The organism is Herbaspirillum sp. WKF16 (assembly GCF_028993615.1).
Taxonomy (GTDB): domain Bacteria; phylum Pseudomonadota; class Gammaproteobacteria; order Burkholderiales; family Burkholderiaceae_D; genus Herbaspirillum.
The window spans coordinates 1715679-1736069 of the sequence record NZ_CP118632.1 but is presented as its reverse complement, the minus strand read 5'-3'; the positions used below and the strand labels follow the sequence as shown (position 1 = coordinate 1736069).

Here is a 20391-nt window from a genome sequence, read left to right as displayed (position 1 = left end):
AATGAACCGAACCCACTCCTCCATCACGCCCTGGCTGCTGCTGTTGCCGGCCATGACGCTGCTGGTCGCCTTCACCCACTACCCGGCCGTGGCCACCTTCTGGCACAGCTTCTTCTCCACGCCCAAGGGCGCCAACCCGGCGGTCTTCGTCGGCCTGGAGAACTACGCGCTGATGGCCGACGACCCGGTGTTCTGGCGCGCCTTCACCAACAACCTGTGGTTCGCGCTGGGCACCATCCCGGTCTCGATCGCGCTGGCCATCCTGATGGCGCTGTGGGTCAACGACCGCCTGATGGGCCGCGGCCTGCTGCGCCTGGCCTACTTCACGCCGACCGTGCTGCCGATGATCGCGGTGGCCAACATCTGGCTGTTCTTCTACACCCCGCAGTACGGCCTGCTGGAACAGCTCACCGGTGCCCTCGGCCTGCCCTCGCACAACTGGCTGGGCAATCCGAACACCGTGCTGGGCGCCATGATGGTGGTGGCGATCTGGAAGGAAGCCGGCTTCTTCATGATCTTCTACCTGGCCGCGCTGCAGCAGATCTCGCCGGTGCTGGCCGAGGCCGCCGGCCTGGAAGGCGCGAGCCGCTGGCAGTATTTCCGCATGGTGCAGTTCCCGCTGCTGATGCCGACCACGCTGTTCGTGCTGATCAACGCGCTGATCAACTCCTTCCGCCTGGTCGACCATATCGTGGTGATGACCAAGGGCGGGCCCGACAATGCCAGCTCGCTCTTGCTGTACTACATCTATGAAGTCGGCTTCGCCTTCTGGGACTCGTCCTACGCCGCCGCGCTGACCGTGGTGCTGCTGGCCATGCTGGGCGTCATCGCCTTCGTCAAGTTCCGTATCCTCGACCGCAGGACCCACTACCAATGATCCCGCAGACCTCCAATCCTTTCGGCGAACGCAACCGGACGCTGGAAACCCTGTCGGCCTGGGTGCTGGGCCTGCTGTGGCTGCTGCCGCTGCTGTACGCGATCTGGACCGCGTTCCACCCGGCTGAATTCGCCACGCGCTTCTCGCTGACCGCGCCGCTGACGCTGAAGAACTTCGCCAACGCCTGGGATGCCGCGCCCTTCCCCCGCTACTTCCTCAACACCTTCCTGCTGGTGACCATGATCCTGGCGGCGCAGATGGTGCTGGCCACGCTGGCGGCCTACGCCTTCGCCCGTTTCGAGTTCCGCGGCAGCAACCTGATGTTCATGCTGGTGCTGCTGCAGCTGATGGTGATGCCCGACATCCTGATCGTGGAGAACTACAACACCATGAACCTGCTGGGCCTGCGCGACACCATCCTCTCGATCGGCCTGCCCTACTTCGCCTCGGCCTTCGGTATCTTCCTGCTGCGCCAGACTTTCAAGACGGTGCCGCGCGAGCTGGACGAGGCCGCCACCGTGGAGGGCGCTTCCGCCCTGCAGATCCTGATGCAGGTCTACGTGCCGCTGGCCAAGCCGATCTACATCGCCTTCGGCCTGGTCTCGATCAGCACCCACTGGAACAACTTCCTGTGGCCGCTGATCGTCACCAACTCGGTGGAATCGCGCCCGCTCACCGTCGGACTGCAGGTGTTCTCGTCCACCGACCAGGGCGTGGACTGGTCCATCATCACCGCCGCCACGCTGATGACCTCGGCGCCGCTGCTGCTGGCCTTCCTGCTGTTCCAGCGCCAGTTCGTGCAGTCGTTCATGCGCGCCGGCATCCGCTGAACAAACGATATAAACAATATGCATGACGGACCCGCAGAGGTCCGCGGCGGCGCACCACCGGGCCGCGCCACAAGAAGCAGTCCACCATCGAACGGAGCAAGGAAGACCTATGAACCTCATCAGCTGGAACATCCAGTGGGCCCGCGGCATGGATGGCCGCGTCGACCCTGAACGCATCGTGCGCGACGCCCGCGCCATGGCCGATTTCGACGTGCTGTGCCTGCAGGAGGTCGGCGCCAATTATCCGGCGCCCGGCCTGGCCGGCAGCGCCGGCGACAACCAGTTCGAGCAGTTCGCGCGGCTGTTGCCCGGCTTCACCGCCGCGCCCATCGCCGGCGTCGACGTCATCGGCCCCGACGGCAGCCGCCGCTGCTTCGGCAATATGGTGTTGTCGCGCTATCCGGTGTTGCGCGTGCTGCGCCACCAGTTGCCCTGGCCGGTCGATCCCAACGTGATCAGCATGCCGCGCACGCTGCTGGAGGTGACGCTGGATACGCCGCTGGGCCCGGTGCGGGTGATGAATACCCATCTCGAATACTATTCCGCGCTGCAGCGCCGCGCGCAGGTGGAGGCGATCCGCCGCTGCCACGAGGAAACCTGCGGCCGCGCCGCCAGCGAGATGGCCGCCGACCGCCGCGGCTCGCCCTATCACGCCTTCCCGCACGCCACCAAAACCATCCTCACCGGCGACTTCAACTTCCGTCCCGAGGACCCGCTGCACGCGCGCTTGCAGGAACCGTTCGCCGGACGCGACGGCCAGGCCGCGCCGCATGTGCCGCGCCTGGTCGACGCCTGGCGCCATCTTTACGGGAACCAGCCGCACCCGATCAATGTCGGTCTCTATGACCGCGAGCAGTGGCCCGAAGCCTTCACCTGCGATTTCATCTTCGCCAGCGAAGACCTGCTGCCCTGGGTAAGCGGTTTCACCGTGGACGGCCACACGCAATCCTCAGACCACCAGCCGCAACTGCTGGCGCTGCGGGAGCCATGATGAAGCCGCTGGCGCAGATGCCGCACGCGCGCATCGCCACCGTGTTCACCGACATCGACGATACGCTGACCACCGAAGGCAAGCTCAGCGCGCTGGCCTACGACGCGCTGGAAACGCTGCAGCGCGCCGGCATGCGGGTGATCCCGGTGACCGGGCGGCCGGCCGGATGGTGCGACCAGATTGCGCGCTTGTGGCCGGTCGAGGGTATCATCGGTGAAAACGGGGCTCTTTATATGTGGCGCGACCATGCCGCCAACAAGCTGCGCACCCGCCACCTGCTCGACGAGGAAAGCCGCTGCGGCAATGCCGCCCGCCTGGAGCAGGTGTGCCGGCGCATCCTGCGCGAGGTGCCGGGCTGCGCGGTGGCGTCCGACCAGTTCTGCCGCCAGTACGACCTGGCGATCGACTTCTGCGAGGACGTGCCGCCGCTGGGACGCGGCGCGGTCGAGCGTATCGTGCAGATCATGGAGGAAGAAGGAATGACCGCAAAAATCAGTTCCATCCACGTCAACGGCTGGTTCGGCGACTACGACAAGCTGTCGATGGCGCGCCTGATGATGCGCGAACTCTACGGCGTGGACATCGCCGAGGCCGCCGAGCGCGAACGCTGCGTGTTCGCCGGCGACTCGCCCAACGACGCGCCGATGTTCGCCTACTTCCCGCTCTCGGTGGGCGTGGCCAACGTCCAGGACTTCGCCGGCCTGCTGGCGCACGAGCCGCGCTACATCACGGCCCAGCCCTACGGGGCCGGCTTCGCCGAGCTGGCCCGCCACCTGCTGGCCGCCCACTGATGATCACCCTGCTGCACCTGATGTCGGCGCTGGCCCTGCTGGTGTGGGGCACGCATATCGTGCGCACCGACGTGCTGCGGGTCTACGGCGCGCAGCTGCGCCGCATCCTCTCCACCAGCATCCGCAAGCGCTGGCTGGCGTTCTCGGCCGGCGTGGGCGTGACCAGCCTGGTCCAGAGCAGCAACGCCACCGCCGTCATCGTCTGCTCCTTCGTGGCGCAGGGGCTGGTGGGCCTGACGCCGGCGCTGGCCATCATGCTGGGCGCCGACGTCGGCACGGCGCTGATGACCGGGGTGCTCAGTTTCGACCTGTCGTGGCTGTCGCCGCTGCTGATCTTCGGCGGCGTGGTGGTCTACCTGTCGCGCCGCCATACCGCAGCCGGACGGCTGGGGCGCGCGGTGATCGGCCTGGGCCTGATCCTGCTGGCGCTGGAACTGATCTCCGCCGCCACCCAGCCGATGATGCACGCGGCCGGCATCAAGGTGCTGTTCTCCTCGCTGACCGGCGACGTGCTGCTCGACACCCTGATCGGCGCGCTGTTCGCCATGCTGACCTATTCCAGCCTGGCTGCGGTGCTGCTGGCGGCGACCCTGGCCACGTCCGGCATCATTTCGCTCAAGGTGGCGCTGTGCCTGGTGATCGGCGCCAACCTGGGCAGCGGCGTCACCGCCCTGCTCTCGGCGGCCAGCCAGAACGTGGCCGGACGCCGGGTGGCGCTGGGCAGCATGCTGTTCCGCCTGTCGGGCGCGATCGTGGTGCTGCCCTTCATCAACCACCTGGAGCTGGTAATCGCGCAGTTCAGCCGCGACCTGCGCTTCGGCGTGGTGGCCTTCCATGTGATCTACAACGCCGTGCGCTGCGGGCTGCTGCTGCCGCTGGTGGAACCGATGGCGCGCCTGTGCGAGCGCTTGCTGCCGGAAAACCCGCTGGACGACGACGGCATCCATTCGCGCCACCTCGATCCGGCCGCCATCGACACCCCCACGCTGGCGCTGGCCAACGCCTCGCGCGAGGTGCTGCGCATCGGCGACCTGATCGAAAAGATGCTGCTGAGCCTTTTGCCGGTCATTCGTGTAAACGATACCATCCGCGCCGGCCAGATCCGGCGGCTCGACGACGACGTCGACAAGCTCTATACCGAAGTGAAGATGTACCTGGCGCGGGTCTCGCGTGAGGAGCTCAATGCCAAGGAAGTGCGACGCTGGACCGATGTCATCACGCTGACCATCAACCTGGAACAGGCCGGCGACATCATCGTGCGCATCGTCAAGGGGTTGGAGAGCAAGAAGATCGCGCCGCAGCGCACCTTCTCGGACGCCGGCATGCAGGAGGTCTGCGAGATGCACGCGCGCCTGCTGGCCAGCCTGCAGCTGGGCCTGTCGGTGTTCCTGGAAGGCGACCTGCGCAGCGCCCAGAAGCTCTTGGCCGAGAAGGAAGCCTTCCGCGACCTCGAACGCGCCTACGCCAAGACCCACCTGGTGCGCCTGGCCGGCGAGACGCGCCAGAGCATCGAGACCAGCTCGCTGCACCTGGACCTGATCAGCGACATGAAGCGCATGCATTCGCTGTTCTGCTCGACCGCCTACGCGGTGCTGGACGAAGCCGGCCTGCTGCGCCGCAGCCGCATGGACACCAGTCGCGACGAGGAAGAGGAACGCGCACTGGCGGCGCGCAGCGGGGACTATTCGCCTCCGTGACGACCGCCATGATGGCAGCTCGCGTCGGCGACAAATCCCCTTAACGGGGATTTGAGTACTCCAAAAGGGGCTTTCGATCTCGCCCCTCCTCTCAGCGCCCGGAAATCTCCGAGATCGAGGTGCGCACCACCTGCCTGGTGGCGAGGTCGAAATGCACGTTGAACAGCCGGTCTTCATGCACGTAGCGGTATTTCCAGTCCCACACTTCCTCGTTCTTGCGGGTGAATTGCGCCACGCTGCGCGGCCGGCCGAACTGGCGGCGGACCTGGTCGGCGCTCATGCCGGGGCGGATGCCGTCGAAATGCTCCTGGGTCAGGACCTGGCGGTAATCGATCAGGGTGCCGGAGGCGCCGATGGCGAACATCCAGGTGCGGATACCCTCCGGGCCCTTGGGGTATTCGAGCGTGCGGGCGCCGTTGCCGTCGTCCCAGACGGTGTCGGGCTGGCCCATCACGCCGCGCACGTCGGCCTCGGTGGACACGCCCTTTTGCAGCTTGTCCAGGCCGAATTCTTCGATGGGATTGCCGTTGCGGTCGCAGCCGAACATGGCCACGGCGGCGACCAGCGCGCCCGCGGTGGCGGCGCAACGGCGCAGGAGACGGATGATTGCGGTGCTCATGGATTTCATTATCCCCGATAAAGACAGGGTAAAATACCGCCTCTGTGTTTAAATCGGCCTGAAAGCTATCATGATCTTCGGAAAAAAGACCACCTACGTATCTGAAATCACCCAGTTCATCGACGAACTGAAGCACAAGAATCCGAAGCTGGAAGAGTCGCAACGCGCCGGCCGCGCCCTGCTGTGGGACAAGGAACCCATCGACCTGGACAAGACCTCGCGCGACAAGGCTTCGCGCGTTGCCCAGCAGCCCTACGTCTACCAAAACCACTAATACCGCATGTCGCAGAACGCAGGCGATCCGGTCGGCCAGGCCGTTCCGGAGCGCAATGTCGACGCCCTCGAGATCACGCCGGCCGGCCAGCAGGACACCACGCCCGACGTGGTCGACGGCGTGGCCCTGGCCAAGCTGTACGGCGAACCGCTGTTCCAGCTCCCCAACGATCTCTACATCCCGCCGGATGCGCTGGAAGTCTTCCTTGAAGCCTTCCAGGGTCCGCTCGACCTGCTGCTGTACCTGATCCGCAAGCAGAACTTCAACATCCTGGACATCCCGCTGGCGCAGGTCACCGCGCAGTACCTGGAATACGTCGAGCAGATCCGCAAGCAAAACCTTGAGCTGGCGGCAGAGTACCTGCTGATGGCGGCCATGCTCATCGAGATCAAGTCGCGCATGCTGCTGCCGGCCAAGAAGGCCGACACCGGCGAGGAAGCGGAAGACCCGCGCGCCGAGCTGGTGCGCCGCCTGCTGGAGTACGAGCAGATCAAGCTGGCCGCGCAGGAGCTGGACCAATTGCCGCAGGTCGGCCGCGACTACGTGCGCACCCAGGTCCACATCGAGCAGACCGTGGTCACCCGCTGGCCCGACGTCGACATGGACGACCTCCGGGCGGTGTGGGCCGACATCATCAAGCGCGCCAAGCTGACCGCGCACCACCACATCAGCCGCGAGGAACTGTCGGTGCGCGAGCACATGACTGGCATCCTGCGCCGCCTGCAATCGGCCCGCTTCGTCGAGTTCGCCGACCTGTTCGACCCGTCGCGCGGCGTGCCGGTGATGGTGGTGAATTTCATCGCCCTGCTGGAGCTGGCCAAGGAAACGCTGATCGAAATCACCCAGGCCGAAGCCTTCGCGCCCATCTATGTCAGACTGTCGTACTCGCCGAGCTGAGACGGCCGGGCGCGCAACCGGCTGACGCCGGGCGGCCGCCGGCATGGCGCCGCCCTCCAACCAGAGACCCCCGCATGAAAATCATTTCCTCGATCGAAGAACTCCGCGACCACCTGCGCGGCCAGCTGCGCACCGCGTTCGTGGCCACCATGGGCAACCTGCACGAGGGCCATCTGTCGCTGATGCGCCTGGCCCGCACCCATGGCGATCCGGTGGTGGCGTCGATCTTCGTCAACCGCCTGCAGTTCGGCCCCAACGAGGATTTCGACAAATACCCCCGCACCTTCCAGGCCGACGTCGAGAAGCTGGAAAAGGAAGGCGTCTACGTGCTCTTCGCGCCGACCGAGAAGGACATGTACCCGGAGCCGCAGCAATACCGCGTGCAGCCGCCCGACGACCTGGGCAACATCCTGGAGGGTGAATTCCGTCCCGGCTTCTTCACCGGGGTATCGACCGTGGTGATGAAGCTGTTCTCCTGCGTGCAGCCGCGCGTGGCCGTGTTCGGCAAGAAGGATTACCAGCAACTGATGATCGTGCGCAACATGGCGCGCCAGTTCGCGCTGCCCACCGAAATCGTCGGCGCCGAGACCTTCCGCGCCGAGGACGGCCTGGCGCTGTCCTCGCGCAACGGCTACCTGTCGGCCGAGGAGCGCGCCGAGGCGCCGCTGCTGTACAAGGTGTTGAACGAGGTCGCCGGCGAAGTGCGCAGCGGCCGGCCGGACACGGCGGAGATCGAGAAGCAGGCCATGGCCACCCTGGCCGGCCGCGGCTGGCAACCCGACTACGTGTCCGTGCGCAAGCGCATCGACCTGCAAGCGCCGTCGGCCGCCGACCTGGCGCAGGGCGCGCCGCTGGTGGTGCTGTCGGCCGCCAAGCTGGGCGCCACCCGCCTGATCGACAACCTGGAGATCTGAGCATGCGCGCGGCGCTGGGCGCCCTGCTGTCTTGCGCCTTGTTGTCCTGTGCTTCGATTTCCTGCGCCGCCATCACCGTCAGCGACGACCTGGGCAACGAAGTCACGCTGGCGCGCCCAGCCCAACGCATCGTCAGCCTGGCGCCGCACGTCACCGAGCTGCTGTATGCGGCCGGCGCCGGCGACAAGCTGGTCGGCGCCAGCAACTTCAGCGACTACCCCGCCGCTGCCGCCAGGCTCCCTTCCGTGGGCAGTTTCGCCGCGCTCGACCTGGAGCGCGTGCTGAGCCTCAAGCCCGATCTCATCGTCGGCTGGCACAGCGGCAACAAACCCTCCCAGCTGGCGCGCCTGCGCGAGTTCGGCATCCCCGTCTATGAAAGCCAGCCGGCCGACTTCGGCATGATCGCCGACGCGCTGGAAAAACTCTCTCACCTGGCCGGCAGCGACGCCGCCGGCCAGGCCGCCGCCGCCGACTTCCGCGCGCGCTGGCAGGCGCTGCGCGCGCAATACCAGGGGCGGCCGGAGGTCAGCGTGTTCTACCAGATCTGGAGCCAGCCGCTGATGACGCTCAACGGCCGTCACATGGCGTCGTCGGTGCTGCGCCTGTGCGGCGGCCGCAACGTCTTCGAGGGCCTGCCCCAGCTGGCGCCGACCGTCAGCGTAGAGGCGGTGCTGGCGGCCGACCCGCAAGTGATCCTCACGCCCAGCGATGCGCGCGACCAGCCGCTGCAGCGCTGGCGCCAGTTCCCGCGCCTGCGCGCGGTGCGCGAGGATCGTCTGTACACGGTCAACGCCGACTGGCTCAACCGCGCCGGACCGCGCGTGCTGGATGCGGCCGTCGAAGTGTGCAAGCGGCTGGATCAGGCGCGCGGCGGCTGAGTGCCCCTTGCTTCGGCATGCGTAAAAAAAATCCCTCCGCAAGGGAGGGATCATTCATTTCCAGGAAAAATCAGAAACGGTATTTGACGCCAACGCCCAACTGGTTGAGATTCACACCCGGCACATTGGCCACGCGTTGATAACGAGTGTAGTTGGCATTGGCGCTCCAAGCAGGAGTGAAGTCGTATTCGTAGCCCAGACCGAACAGATAGCCGGTTCCTGTCCCTGAACCGTGGTATTTGAAACCCCCGGCACGACTCTCGACGATATCTTCTGTCACCTTGGCGTAGGTCAGCCCGGCTTTCACATAAATACCCGGCAACATTTCGGTGAGCTTGTAGAGCACGGCAAGATCAGCCCCGGATGCCTTGTACTTTTCATCGTAGCTGTGAGCGCCATTGGTGTCGCTTCGCTTGACATCGCCGGTGCCAAAGTAGCCCAGCTCCAAGGCCCAGTTGGGAGTGAACTGATAGCCCAACATGCCGCGCACGAAACCGGCATTCTTGGACTCCGACGTAATACGGTATCCCTCGTGCTTTGGCACGGTGGCCTGGACATAGCCGCCTTCAACGCCGACGTAAGGGCCGGGATTGAACTTGCTGCCCTGCGCCGAAGCGAAAGCGGAGAAGGCCATTGCCAGCGCGGCGCCGGCAATCATCAGTGCTTGTTTTTTCATGGATAGTGAAGGGAAATCTGGAGGTTTCGATAAGGCAAACGCGACCAAATAATGAAGCGTTTGCCCAGAACTCAGCGCAGCCAAATGCGCTGCCACGAGATCCGACGCAGAGCATAGGGACAGATGCCCCATTCCATTCTGCAATCCACGTAACTCAGTGAAATTCTCGATACCCTAGAGATGACACACAAAAAAAGACCGATGTAACCATCGAAATTCTTCAGGCACCGATCCCGCTCGCCTCACCCCGGATCAGGCACGAACAACTCGCCACCACCCGCCTCCACCGTGCGGAAACTGCAGCCGAAGGCTGCCCCCAACGCATCGGCGCGCATGACGGCGGAAGCGGCGCCCTGCATGGCCTGCCCGGGGACACCCAACAGCAGCACATGGCTGGCGAAGCGGCGCGCGAGGTTGATGTCGTGGCAGCTGGCGACCACCGCGTTGCCGTCGGCGGCCAGCGAGCGCAACAGGCCCATCATTTCCAGCTGGGCGGCGATGTCCTGGTGCGAGGTCGGCTCGTCCAGCAGGTAGAGTTGCGGCGCTTGCACCAGCAAGGTAGCCAGGCCCACGCGCTGGCGTTCGCCGCCGGAGAGCTTGAGCAGGTCGGCCTGCGCCAGGTGCGCCAGCCCGACGCGCGCCAGCGCCTGCAGCGCGGCCCGGCGCTGGCCGGCCTCGTCGGCCCAGCCGCTGCCGACGGCGAAACCGCCGGCCATCACGGCGTGCGCCACCGGCATGGAAAACGCATCGTGCTGCTGTTGCAGCAGCAGGCCGCGACGTTGCGCCATCTGCATGGCCGACAGCGACGACAGCGGCTCGCCGCCGAGCAGGAACTCGCCGGCCGCCGGCCTCAGCAAACCCGCCGCGGCGTGCAGCAGCGTGCTCTTGCCGATACCGTTGCGGCCCAGCACGCACCAGAACTCGCCGGCGCGCACCGTCCACTCCAGGCGTTCCAGCAGCATCCGCCCCGGCACCTGCAAGGCCAGCCCGCGCGCCTGCAAGACGCCGGCGGCGTTCATGCCCGGCCTCGCGCCAGCAGCCACAGGAATACCGGCACCCCCACCAGCGCGGTGATCACGCCCACCGGCAGCTGCGTGGGCGCGACCACGGTGCGTGCGACGAGGTCGGCCAGCGCCAGGCCGGCGCCGCCCGCCAGCGCCGAGGCCGGCAGCAGCAGCCGCTGGTCGTTGCCGATCAGCAGGCGCAAGGCATGCGGCACCACCAGGCCGACGAAGCCGATGGTGCCGGCCATCGCCACCGCCGCGGCGGTGGCGGCCGAGGCCGCGCACAGGGTCATGATGCGCAGCCGCGGCACCGGCACGCCCAGCAGCTGGGCAAAGCTTTCGCCGCGCGCCAGCAGGTTCAGCGACGCGGCGCTGCGCATTGCCCACAGCAGCGCCAGCAGCAGCACGATGGCGGCCGCCGGCAACAGGCGCGCATCGTCGAGGTCGCCGATCAGCCAGAACACCATGCCGCGCAGTTGGGAGTCCGGCGCCACCGAGAGCGCCAGCGAAATGACCGCGCCGAAGCCGGCGGCCAGCATCACGCCGGTCAGCAGCAGGCGCTGGCTGGAAAGCAAGGGAGAGATGGACAGCTCGCGCAGCGGCCGGCGCGCCAGGCCGAACAGCAGCAGCACCGCCAGGCCGGCGCCCAGCAAGGCGCCCGGCGCGGTGACGGCGCGCGCCGGCAGCCCGAAGTGCAAGGCCGCCAGCATCGAGAGCAAGGCGCCGGCGGCGGAACCGCCGGACAGGCCGAGCACATAGGGGTCGGCCAGCGGATTGCGCAGCAGCACCTGCATCAGCGCCCCGGCCAGGGACAGCAAGGCGCCCACGGCGAAGGCGGTAAGCGCGCGCGGCACGCGCAGCGACAGCATGAGCGCCACCGTGTCGGCCGGCGCCGAGGGCCGCAGGCAACCGGTGCTGCCGCACAGCGAAGCCGCCGCCAGCGCGAACGCCGACAGCAGCAGCAAGGCGGACAACAACAGGATCAGGCGTCGCATCGGCGGGAAGGTCTCGTCAGAAGTCGTAGCGGGCGGTGAATTTTACCTCTCGCCCGTTTTCCGGATAGATGTCGCTGACCTGGCCGCTGGCGCAGGAATAGGCCTGCGAATAATATTTACGGTCGGCCAGGTTGCTGCCGGTCAGCGCGAATTCCCAGGCCTGCACGCGCATCGCATAGCGCGCGTCGATGGCGGCGAAGGACGGCATCCGCGCGCAGGTGTTGCCGAAGTCGCCGCCGGAGCGCTGGCGATCGACCCAGCGTACGCCGGCGTCGGCGCTGTGCCTGCCGGCGCTCCAGTTGATCCGGGTCGACAGCGTGTTCTTCGGCACCAGCGCTACCTCGCGGCCGGCATTGGCGCCAGCCGAGAAGCGCGCCTCGATGTGCTGGTAGGTGGCGCTCAGCAGCAGGCTCTCGCTCAGGCGCAGGCGCCCCTCGAGCTCCACGCCCTGGCGCCGGGTCGGATCGAGGTTGGTGTTGGCGCCCAGGCCGAACGCGCCGGGGATGGTCGGGTCGTAATAGATCTCGTCGCGCACCCGATGACGGAACCACTTGGCCGTGAGCTGCCGTTCGGCCGCGCCCCAGGTCGCGCCCAGCTCCAGGTCGTGCGACACCTGCGGCTTCAGGAGCTGGCCGCCGGGCAGGCCGGTGCCGCCGTTCTCGTCGGGCGTGGCCAGGCGGTAGCTCTGGCCGGTCTTGGCGAAGGCGCGCAGTTGCGGCAGGACCGCGTAGCTGGCCTGCAGGTCCCAGGCGTTGACCGCGGTGCTCTTGCCATAGCCGGCGCTCGCGCTGGCCTGGTTCACCAGCTCGCGGCGCACGCCGGCGGCAATGCGCGCGTTGCGCTCGAACTCCACCTCGTCGCGCAGGTACAGCGCCTTGGAGCGCTGGCCGGCATCGCTGGTGTAGGTGCTGTAGTTGTTGCTCCATTGCGCCAGGTCCAGTCCGGCGACCCATTCGTTCTTGACCCCGCCGGCTTGCGCCACATGGCGCAGGCGCGGCGAGAACTGCGTGCCGCGCACATTGTTGAGGCTGTTGGAACCGCCGTAGACCGAGCGCGAGATCTTCTCGCGGTGCGCCAGTTCTGCCGCCACATCGATGCTGCCGAAGCGGCGCTCGAGGAAGGCGGTGATGCTGTCGTTGTCGTAGGAACCGTAGTTGGCAGGCGTGCTGGCCTGGCGCGCATTGGCGCTGTACTGCGCCGCGGAGAGCTGGCCGGGCAAGCCGAAATCGGCGCGCGCGAGATTGGCCCGCAAGCCGAAGCGCCAGTCGCTGGCGAACCACTGGAGGGTGGCGCTGGCGTTCTGCTGGTTGTATTTGCTGTTGTCGCGCCAGTTGTCGCTGTGGGCCTTGGAGTAGCTGGCGTCGATCGACATGTTGTCCCAGCCGCGCGCGACGAAGGCGCGGCCGGCGCGCTGGCCGTCGGTACCGGCTTCGGCCACCACCGAGCCGTGGCCTGCATCGGGCTGGGCCCGCCGGGTGATGATCTGGATGGTGCCGCCGGTGGCGCCGCTGCCGTACAGCACGCTGCTGCCGCCGCGCACGATCTCGATACGCTCGATGGTGTCGATCGGGATCGACGACAGCAGCGGCGTGGTGAGCTCATTCTCGGAAATGCGCACGCCGTCCACCAGCACCACCATGTTCTGGTCGCCGTTGGCGCCGAAACCGCGCAGGTCGAGCGGGAAGTCATTGGGGCCGGCGCTGCTCTGCCGGCCGTAGACCCCGCCCAGCTTGCGGATGGCCTCATTGGCGTTGTCGATACCGGCCGCGCGGATCTGCCCGGCCGTGATGACAGTGGCCGCCACCGGCGGGAACGCCGGGTCGTTGGGGAAGCGCGAGGCCGACACCACCACCGGCGCGAGCTGGCCGGCGGTGTCGCCCTGGCTTTGGATCTGGCTTTGCGCATGGCCGGCGGCCGTCAGCGCGGACAGGGTCAAGGCGACGGCGGCGCGCATCGCCGCAGGCTGGCCGGCGTTGCCGCGGGCCTGGAACTGGGTTGGCTTCATGAAATGCTGGCGATAAGATTGTTCCGCATCCGGGCAAGCCGGATAGCACGACAGGCGTGAAGGCGGAGCTTGGGAGGGCGCAATTGTATGTGTGGCAAGCTTTTGTCACAAGTTCGCACTCAATGCCTGATGAAAATCAAGACAAGGCTGGCTCAAGGATTGCTTTTAAGCAAAAGCTCGTTAAAATTCCACCCACATCTAAAAAATGTCATCAGAAAACAGTTGGCGTCAACCGTGGGGAAACGAGGACGCCAGGCCGGACAAATGGGAACAACCGGGGGATTTCACTCGCTGTTTGGCCGATGAAATGGCCATCGCGCCCCATATACTTGCTCCAACGGCATCGTCGGATCTCTGCGCAATGCGCAGGCAGCCGCGTTGTCCGTCAGTCGATGTCGTGGCCCATGGGCTTCAGACTCGGGGAAGACGCGCCGATATTGCCTGCACAGGCCGTATCGCTGCGCAACAACGACTCATTTGAATCGCCGCCACGGGCAACCCGGCGTAGAGAACTGCACCAAATTTGTAGGGAGAATCGGTAATCATGAGCGACGACGTTGATTTGGAAGCATTGTTTGACGAGATTTCCGCGCAGGCTTTGCCGGCCGCCTCCGGCAGCGCCGGCGCGCCGGCCGGCGAGGCCCAGCCCGAGGCCGTGGAAGACCAGTCGGACAAGCCGATGTACGAACGCCTGGGCGGGATCGTGCGCCTGCTGCACGACTCGATGCGCGAACTCGGCTACGACCGCTCGCTGACCGATGTCGCCACCCAGATCGGCGACGCCCAGAGCCGCCTCGAACACGTCGCCACCCTCACCGAGCAGGCAGCCAACAAGGTCCTCAACGCGCTGGATTCAGGCATGCCCGCACAGGACCGCCTGCAGGAACAAGCCAAGAACATCAATGACCGCTGGGCCAGGCTCTATGCCGGCCAGATGAGCATCGACGAATTCAAGCAGCTGGCCGGCGACTCGCAGAAGTTCTCCGGCGCCGTGGTCGAGTCGACCGAGGCGGAAAAGGCCCGCATGCTGGAAATCATGATGGCCCAGGACTTCCAGGACATCACCGGCCAACTGATCAAGAAGATCGTCGGCATCACCGCCACCGCCGAGCGCGAGCTGGCGCAACTGCTGCGCGACAACGCGCCGGCCGAGGTGCGCGCCCAGATCGAGGCGGAAAAACCGGTTTCCCTGCTGAACGGCCCTGCTTCGCCGGGCACCGCCATGGGTCAGAATGACGTGGACGACTTACTCGATAGCCTGGGGTTCTAATGGATGACGAAATGCTCAAGGATTTTGTCGTTGAAGCATTGGAGCTGGCCTCCAATGTGGAAGAGCATCTGCTGACGCTCGAACGACATCCTGACGATCTGGAAATCCTGAATGCGGTTTTCCGCGCATTCCACACCATCAAGGGCGGCGCCGGTTTCGTCAACCTGCCGGCCATGGTGTCGGCCTGCCACCTCACTGAAAACCTGTTCGACGCGTTGCGCACCGGCAAGGCGCCGGTGACGCCGCTGGCCATCGAAGCCGCGCTGCAAGCCAGCGGCTTCGTCGCCGACCAGTTGAATGAACTCTCCAACGGCGCCGCTCCCGACAGCCTGGCCTCGATGCCCCCGGAACTGGAAGGCATCCTGACCCAGGCCATCGAAGGCAAGACCGAAGCCGCGCCGGCAGCCGCCGCGCCCGCCGCAGCGGCCGCCGCCCCTGTCGCTGTCGCCGCTCCGGCAGGCGACGCCGCGCCCAACGGCGCCAGCGTCATGAAGGACGGCGCGCTGGACTGGGAATCGATGTATAACGCCGTCACCGGCGCATCCGATAGCGCGCCGGCAGCAGTTGCCGCCGCTGCTCCGGCAGCGGCCGCGACGCCGGAAGCCGCCGCCCCGGCTGCGCCCGCAGCGGCGCCCGCCGCAGACGGCGGCGCGGCCAAGCCTGCCGCCGGCGGCGCTGCCGCACAACACAATCGCCGCTCCTCCGACGCCGCCAAGGAAGAAAGCATCCGTATCGATGCCGGCAAGCTGGACGCCCTGCTGGAAGTGGCCGGCGAATCGGTGCAGGCCGCCAACCAGGCCGCCGTGCTGCTGGAAAAGCTGCAGCAGTTCAAGTTCGAAGGCACCGCCGCCGCGCTGATGTCGACCCTGGCCGAAACCCTGGGCCGCGCCTCGCGCTACTCCAGCGAGCTGCAACGCGCCACGCTGTCGACCCGCATGCAGCCGGTGGGCCGCCTGTTCCAGAAATTCCCGCGCCTGGTGCGCGAACTGGCCAAGGACCTCGGCAAGGACGTCGACCTGGTCATCACCGGCGCCGAGACCGAAGTCGACCGCGTGGTGGTGGACAGCCTCTACGATCCGCTGGTGCACATGCTGCGCAACTCGCTGGACCACGGCATCGAAGTGGACCGCGTCGCCGCCGGCAAATCGACCAAGTCGACCATCTCGCTGCACGCCTGGCAGGCCGGCAGCAGCGTGATGATCGAAGTCTTCGACGACGGCAAGGGCATGGATCCCGACATGCTGCGCAACAAGGCGCTGGCCAAGGGCCTGATCAACGAGCACCAGGCGCTGACCACCGACGAGGCGCTGCAGCTGGTGTTCCTGCCCGGCTTCTCGACCAAGGAAGTGGCTTCCAGCGTGTCCGGCCGCGGCGTCGGCATGGACGTGGTGAAGACCGCCGTGGAAAAGCACCGCGGCACCATCCGCATCGATTCCACCATCGGCAAGGGCACCAAGTTCTCGATCCGCCTGCCGATCGAACTGTCGATCATCCCGACCATGCTGGTGCGCTGCGCCGGCGCCCCGCTGGCCCTGCCGATGGCGGTGGTCGAGCGCGTGGTCGAGCTGCCGGAAACCTTCGACGAAGTCGGCGGCGCCCCGGTGCTGCGCGACCAGGGCCGTCCGCTACCGGTCAATTCGCTGGCCGGCGTGCTGGGCTACGAACCGGGCAACGAGCGCGTGGGCATCGTCATGGCCGTCCCCCACCCTTACATCCTGAGCGTGGAGTCGGTCGAAGGCACCGCCGACCTGGTGATCAAGCCGCTGACTGCGATCCACACCAACGGCATTACCGGCACTGCGCGCTCCGCCGAGGGCGAGCTGGTGCTGGTGGTGGGCCTGTCCTTCCTGCTGGACGGCTGCCGCGACACCGAGCGTTCGGCGGTGGCGCAGGTCTGACGCCGGCTTTCGCCAGCGACAAGAAAAACGGCCGGGTCTTCGCAGACCCGGCCGTTTTTCATTGGCCATCGGGATTGAAATTCGCCTATTTGTCGCCGAAGAGATCGGCCTGGCGATAGACCCGCTTCACCTTCTTCACGCGCTCGGGCTTGGGCTTGGCAACCGCCGGCGGCGCTTCCGCCGGCGTGGATTCGACCGCAGCAGCCCCCCCTGCCTGCGCCGCGGCCACGCGCTTGCGCCGCTGACGCGGCTTGAGTGCAGGCAGGGGCTCGGTCATCGCTGCCGGCGCCGTGACCGGCTCGACCGGCTCGACCGGCTCGATGGCCTCGACCGTCGCCGGCAGGGGTTCCGCCGGCGCAGGTTCCGGTGTTGGCTCGGCGGTGACAACATCCCGCAGTCCGGTTTTTTCCACCGGCGCTTCGTCCGGGGCGGCAGGCTCCTGGATGGGTGCGGCCTCGCTCCGGGCTGCCGGCGCTGCGGGTTCGACGGCAGGCGCTGCCGTCGCCGGCGGCGCGCCGCCATGCGCATAGCGCTCGGAGAGCGCCTCGTAAAGCGGCGGCACGAAGAAGCGCGACACCCGGCTTGCCATCAGGGCGGTGGCCATCAGCGGGATCACCAGCGCGTGGCCGTTGATCATTTCCATCACGATCACGAAGGAGGTGATCGGCGATTGCGTGACCGCTGCCAGATAGCCGACCATGGCCAGCGCGATCAGCACCGGCAGCGAGATCTCGCCGAACAGCATGTGCAGCAGGTTGCCGAAGCCGGCGCCGATGGACAGCGAGGGCGCGAAGATGCCGCCCGGGATGCCCGGCAGGTAGGACCCCACCATCGCGGCCATCTTGGCCAGCGGATACATGCCCGACAAGTCCTGCTGGCCGCTCAGCAGCCCCTTGGCCTCGGCATAGCCGCTGCCATAAGTGGCGCCGCCCGCAGCCACGCCGACGACTGCCACCGCCAGGCCGCACAGGGCGCCGAACAGGATCGGGCGGCTGACGCGCAGGCTGAGCACGGGCGCCGGGATCCACTTGGATGGATTAAGCAGCAGCCAGCAGAAACTGCCCCCAGCCCCGCCCATGAGCAGGCCGCACAGGATCACCGCGACGATCACCTCCCGCACCCCGCCGGCCTCGGCGGCAATGGTGCCGAAATAGGTGTAGTTGCCGGTCAGTCCCAACGCCACCACGCCGGCGAAGACGATGGCCGTGATCACCACGCCGCTGGCGCGCTGCTCGAAGCTGCGCGAGAGCTCTTCGATGGCGAACACGATGCCGGCCAGCGGCGTGTTGAACGCCGCAGCCAGGCCGGCGGCGGCGCCGGCCAGGATCAGGCGCTTTTCGAGGATGGCGCTGGGGCGCGGATAAAAGCGCCGCATGTTGTACATCAGCGCCGCGCCCACCTGCACGGTCGGACCTTCGCGGCCGATCGTGAAGCCCGAGAGGATGGCCAGGAAGGACAGGCCGATCTTGCCCGCCACGATGCGTACCGTCAGCAGCGCCGCGGCCAGCCGCGAGGTATGCTCGCCCTGCTCGCCCAGCGCGGCGATCACCTGCGGGATGCCGCTGCCTTCCGAACCCGGGAAATACCTGCGCGTGGCCCACACGCAAAACGCCCCCATGGCCGGCGTCAGCACCAGCGGGAACAGCCGATAGTCGCCCTGCATGTCGCGGAACAGCTCGAAGCCGAAGTCGATCAGGCGCGCATACAGCACCGCCACCAGGCCGGTGATCACGGCGCCGCTCCACAAGATGCCGTATTGCAGCCACAGCCGCCGGGCGTGGCGACGGGTATGGCCCGGCAGGGCCGCCAGCACGTTTCTCATCGGCGTTCTCCGCGCCGCGCCGCATGCCGATGCCGCTTACAGCTCATACATGTCCTTCTCTCCCTCCATCACCTGGGAGATCAGTTTGCGGTTCAGCGTCGGCGTCAGCAGCTCGATGAAGGTATAGACGTAGCCGCGCAGGTAAGCGCCCTGCTTGAGCGCCACGCGCGAGACGTTGGTGCCGAACAGGTGGCCGGCCGGGATCGAGCGCAGGCCGCGGTCGCGCTCGGCGTCGAAGGCGATGCCGGCGATGATGCCCACGCCCATGCCCAGCTCGACATAGGTCTTGATGACGTCGGCGTCGATCGCCTCCAGCACCACGTCGGGCTTCAGGTGGCGCAGCTGGAAGGCATGATCGATCTTGCTGCGGCCGCTGAAGGCGGAGTCGTAGGTGATCAGCGGATAGGCCGCGATCTCTTCCAGCGTCAGGTTCTTGGATTGCAGCAGCGGATGCTCGGGCGGCACCACCACCACGTGCTCCCACTGATAGCACGGCAGCGAGACCAGCCCCTCGCCGGAGGCCAGCGCCTCGGTGGCGATGGCGATGTCGGCCTGGTCGTTGCGCACCATCTCGGTGATCTGCTTCGGATTTCCCTGCAGCAACGACAGGTGCACCTTGGGAAACTTTTGCGTGAATGCCTGCACTACCTTGGGAAGGGCGTAGCGCGCCTGCGTGTGGGTGGTGGCGATGGTGAAGCTGCCGCTGTCATGCGCGGCGAACTCCTTGCCGATGCGCTTCAGGCCATCGACCTCCTGCATGATCAGCTCGACCGAGCGCAGCACCGCGCGCCCCGGTTCGGTCAACCCGCGGATGCGCTTGCCGTGGCGGGTGAAGATGTCGACGCCGAGCTCCTCCTCGAGCTCGATGATGGCCTTGGATACGCCCGGCTGCGAGGTATACAGCGCCTTGGCGGCTTCGGTCAGATTAAAATTCTGGCGCACCGCCTCGCGCACAAAACGGAATTGATGAAGATTCATGGAGATCCCTCGGTTCTACGGGAGTATCTGGAGGTGTTGCGCCGAACGGCGACCTCATTTGCATATGCCAAAGGCGTATATAAGCAAATAAATACTATGTAGTTTGGTTTGATACATAAGTTTATTACGATTCGCTGACTAATGGGCGAGGTGTTATGACTGTTTCTTATGTAGTGAGCGGATTTGCTGTGGGACTGCTGGTCGGCCTGACCGGCGTCGGCGGCGGCTCGCTCATGACGCCCCTGCTCACCCTGCTGTTCGGCATCCACCCCAGCGTGGCGGTGGGCACCGACCTGGCCTTCGCCTCGGCCACCAAGACCGTCGGCACCTTCGCCCACCGCTTCAAGGGCACTGTGCGCTGGGACGTGGTCGGCCGCCTTTCCTGCGGCGCCCTGCCGGCCGCGTTGGCGACCACCCTGCTGCTGAAGCATTTCGGCGCCGTCAGCGAGGGCATCAGCCTGGTCATCCGCTATTCCATCGCCGTCTCGGTGCTGCTGACCGTGGTCGCCCTGCTGTTTCGCAAGCGCATGCAGGACTGGCTCAATGCGCACCCCGAGCGCCAGCTGCAAGGCGCCGCGCTGCGCAATGCCACCATCGCCGCAGGCGCGGTGCTGGGCGCGCTGGTGACGATTTCCTCGATCGGCGCCGGCGCCGTGGGCGCCACGCTGTTGGTGTTACTCTATCCGCGCCTGACTCCCGCCGAGATCGCCGGCACCGACATCGCCTACGCGGTGCCGCTGACGGCCATCGCGGCCTTCGGCCACTGGTGGCTGGGTTCGATCAACTGGGAGTTGCTGGCGACCCTGCTGCTGGGTTCGCTGCCGGGCATCACCATCGGCTCGCTCGCCGCACGGGCGGTGCCGGAGAAATTCTTGCGCGGCCTGCTGGCCATTACGCTGACGAGCGTTGCCGTAAAGCTGATTTGGTAGGCTGATTTTTTAAAACAGGGCGCAGCCTGCGGGCCCGCCCATTAAG

19 protein-coding genes are annotated in these 20391 nt (G+C 66.6%); 12 read left to right on the top strand and 7 right to left on the bottom strand.

Annotated elements, in window-relative coordinates; all coding sequences use genetic code 11:
* The first annotated feature begins 1 nt into the window (after window position 1).
* The 5 genes from Herbaro_RS07760 (at window position 2) to Herbaro_RS07740 (ending at window position 5186) form a co-directional block, all read left to right on the top strand.
* On the top strand, window positions 2–877 hold the full coding sequence (locus Herbaro_RS07760) for a carbohydrate ABC transporter permease (RefSeq protein ID WP_275013255.1): 876 nt from the start codon (window positions 2–4) through the stop codon (window positions 875–877).
* Window positions 874–1707: a carbohydrate ABC transporter permease gene (locus Herbaro_RS07755; RefSeq protein ID WP_275013254.1), complete on the top strand. Its 834-nt coding sequence runs from the start codon at window positions 874–876 to the stop codon at window positions 1705–1707. Before Herbaro_RS07760 ends, Herbaro_RS07755 begins: the two co-directional genes overlap by 4 nt.
* A gap of 109 nt (window positions 1708–1816) precedes the next feature.
* Window positions 1817–2698, top strand: a complete 882-nt coding sequence (locus Herbaro_RS07750) for an endonuclease/exonuclease/phosphatase family protein (protein ID WP_275013253.1) — start codon at window positions 1817–1819, stop codon at window positions 2696–2698.
* On the top strand, window positions 2698–3489 hold the full coding sequence (locus Herbaro_RS07745) for an HAD family hydrolase (protein WP_275013981.1): 792 nt from the start codon (window positions 2698–2700) through the stop codon (window positions 3487–3489). The genes Herbaro_RS07750 and Herbaro_RS07745 overlap by 1 nt, the downstream gene beginning before the upstream one ends.
* Entirely contained in the window at window positions 3489–5186 is a 1698-nt protein-coding gene (locus tag Herbaro_RS07740; RefSeq protein WP_275013252.1) for a Na/Pi cotransporter family protein, read from the top strand. Before Herbaro_RS07745 ends, Herbaro_RS07740 begins: the two co-directional genes overlap by 1 nt.
* A 91-nt stretch (window positions 5187–5277) precedes the next feature.
* On the opposite strand, the gene bamE is transcribed toward Herbaro_RS07740, so the two are convergent.
* Entirely contained in the window at window positions 5278–5805 is a 528-nt protein-coding gene (gene bamE, locus Herbaro_RS07735; protein ID WP_275013251.1) for an outer membrane protein assembly factor BamE domain-containing protein, read from the bottom strand.
* 70 nt (window positions 5806–5875) lie between these two features.
* Here bamE and Herbaro_RS07730 point away from each other — a divergent pair, with 70 nt between their 5' ends.
* The 4 genes from Herbaro_RS07730 (at window position 5876) to Herbaro_RS07715 (ending at window position 8768) form a co-directional block, all read left to right on the top strand.
* Window positions 5876–6079 (top strand): DUF3460 family protein, encoded by a 204-nt coding sequence (locus tag Herbaro_RS07730; protein WP_275013250.1) that lies wholly within the window; start codon window positions 5876–5878, stop codon window positions 6077–6079.
* A gap of 6 nt (window positions 6080–6085) precedes the next feature.
* Window positions 6086–6976 (top strand): segregation and condensation protein A, encoded by an 891-nt coding sequence (locus Herbaro_RS07725; protein WP_275013249.1) that lies wholly within the window; start codon window positions 6086–6088, stop codon window positions 6974–6976.
* Between the two features lie 74 nt (window positions 6977–7050).
* Window positions 7051–7890: a pantoate--beta-alanine ligase gene (gene panC, locus Herbaro_RS07720; RefSeq protein ID WP_275013248.1), complete on the top strand. Its 840-nt coding sequence runs from the start codon at window positions 7051–7053 to the stop codon at window positions 7888–7890.
* Window positions 7891–7892: 2 nt separating this feature from the next.
* Window positions 7893–8768, top strand: a complete 876-nt coding sequence (locus Herbaro_RS07715) for a cobalamin-binding protein (protein ID WP_275013247.1) — start codon at window positions 7893–7895, stop codon at window positions 8766–8768.
* Window positions 8769–8838: 70 nt separating this feature from the next.
* Here Herbaro_RS07715 and Herbaro_RS07710 read toward each other — a convergent pair whose 3' ends face one another.
* From Herbaro_RS07710 to Herbaro_RS07695, 4 genes are all read right to left on the bottom strand, one after another.
* On the bottom strand, window positions 8839–9444 hold the full coding sequence (locus Herbaro_RS07710) for a porin family protein (protein ID WP_275013246.1): 606 nt from the start codon (window positions 9442–9444) through the stop codon (window positions 8839–8841).
* 242 nt (window positions 9445–9686) lie between these two features.
* The gene (locus Herbaro_RS07705) at window positions 9687–10463 is read right to left on the bottom strand and encodes an ABC transporter ATP-binding protein (RefSeq protein WP_275013245.1); all 777 of its coding nucleotides are present in this window, start codon (window positions 10461–10463) and stop codon (window positions 9687–9689) included.
* Window positions 10460–11443 (bottom strand): FecCD family ABC transporter permease, encoded by a 984-nt coding sequence (locus Herbaro_RS07700; RefSeq protein ID WP_275013244.1) that lies wholly within the window; start codon window positions 11441–11443, stop codon window positions 10460–10462. The genes Herbaro_RS07705 and Herbaro_RS07700 overlap by 4 nt, the downstream gene beginning before the upstream one ends.
* Window positions 11444–11459: 16 nt before the next feature.
* Window positions 11460–13448 carry a TonB-dependent receptor family protein gene (locus Herbaro_RS07695; RefSeq protein ID WP_275013243.1) on the bottom strand — a complete coding sequence of 663 codons (1989 nt, stop codon included), beginning with the start codon at window positions 13446–13448 and terminating at the stop codon, window positions 11460–11462.
* A 544-nt stretch (window positions 13449–13992) separates the two neighbouring features.
* On the opposite strand from Herbaro_RS07695, the gene Herbaro_RS07690 reads away from it, so the two are divergent.
* Window positions 13993–14718: a protein phosphatase CheZ gene (locus tag Herbaro_RS07690; RefSeq protein WP_275013242.1), complete on the top strand. Its 726-nt coding sequence runs from the start codon at window positions 13993–13995 to the stop codon at window positions 14716–14718.
* The gene (locus Herbaro_RS07685; protein ID WP_275013241.1) at window positions 14718–16616 is read left to right on the top strand and encodes a chemotaxis protein CheA; all 1899 of its coding nucleotides are present in this window, start codon (window positions 14718–14720) and stop codon (window positions 16614–16616) included. The genes Herbaro_RS07690 and Herbaro_RS07685 overlap by 1 nt, the downstream gene beginning before the upstream one ends.
* 85 nt (window positions 16617–16701) lie before the next feature.
* On the opposite strand, the gene Herbaro_RS07680 is transcribed toward Herbaro_RS07685, so the two are convergent.
* Both Herbaro_RS07680 and Herbaro_RS07675 read right to left on the bottom strand, forming a co-directional pair.
* Window positions 16702–18438 carry a chloride channel protein gene (locus Herbaro_RS07680; RefSeq protein ID WP_275013240.1) on the bottom strand — a complete coding sequence of 579 codons (1737 nt, stop codon included), beginning with the start codon at window positions 18436–18438 and terminating at the stop codon, window positions 16702–16704.
* A gap of 36 nt (window positions 18439–18474) precedes the next feature.
* The gene (locus Herbaro_RS07675) at window positions 18475–19416 is read right to left on the bottom strand and encodes a CysB family HTH-type transcriptional regulator (protein ID WP_275013239.1); all 942 of its coding nucleotides are present in this window, start codon (window positions 19414–19416) and stop codon (window positions 18475–18477) included.
* Window positions 19417–19571: 155 nt separating this feature from the next.
* On the opposite strand from Herbaro_RS07675, the gene Herbaro_RS07670 reads away from it, so the two are divergent.
* The gene (locus Herbaro_RS07670; RefSeq protein ID WP_275013238.1) at window positions 19572–20345 is read left to right on the top strand and encodes a sulfite exporter TauE/SafE family protein; all 774 of its coding nucleotides are present in this window, start codon (window positions 19572–19574) and stop codon (window positions 20343–20345) included.
* The last annotated feature ends 46 nt before the right edge of the window (window positions 20346–20391 follow it).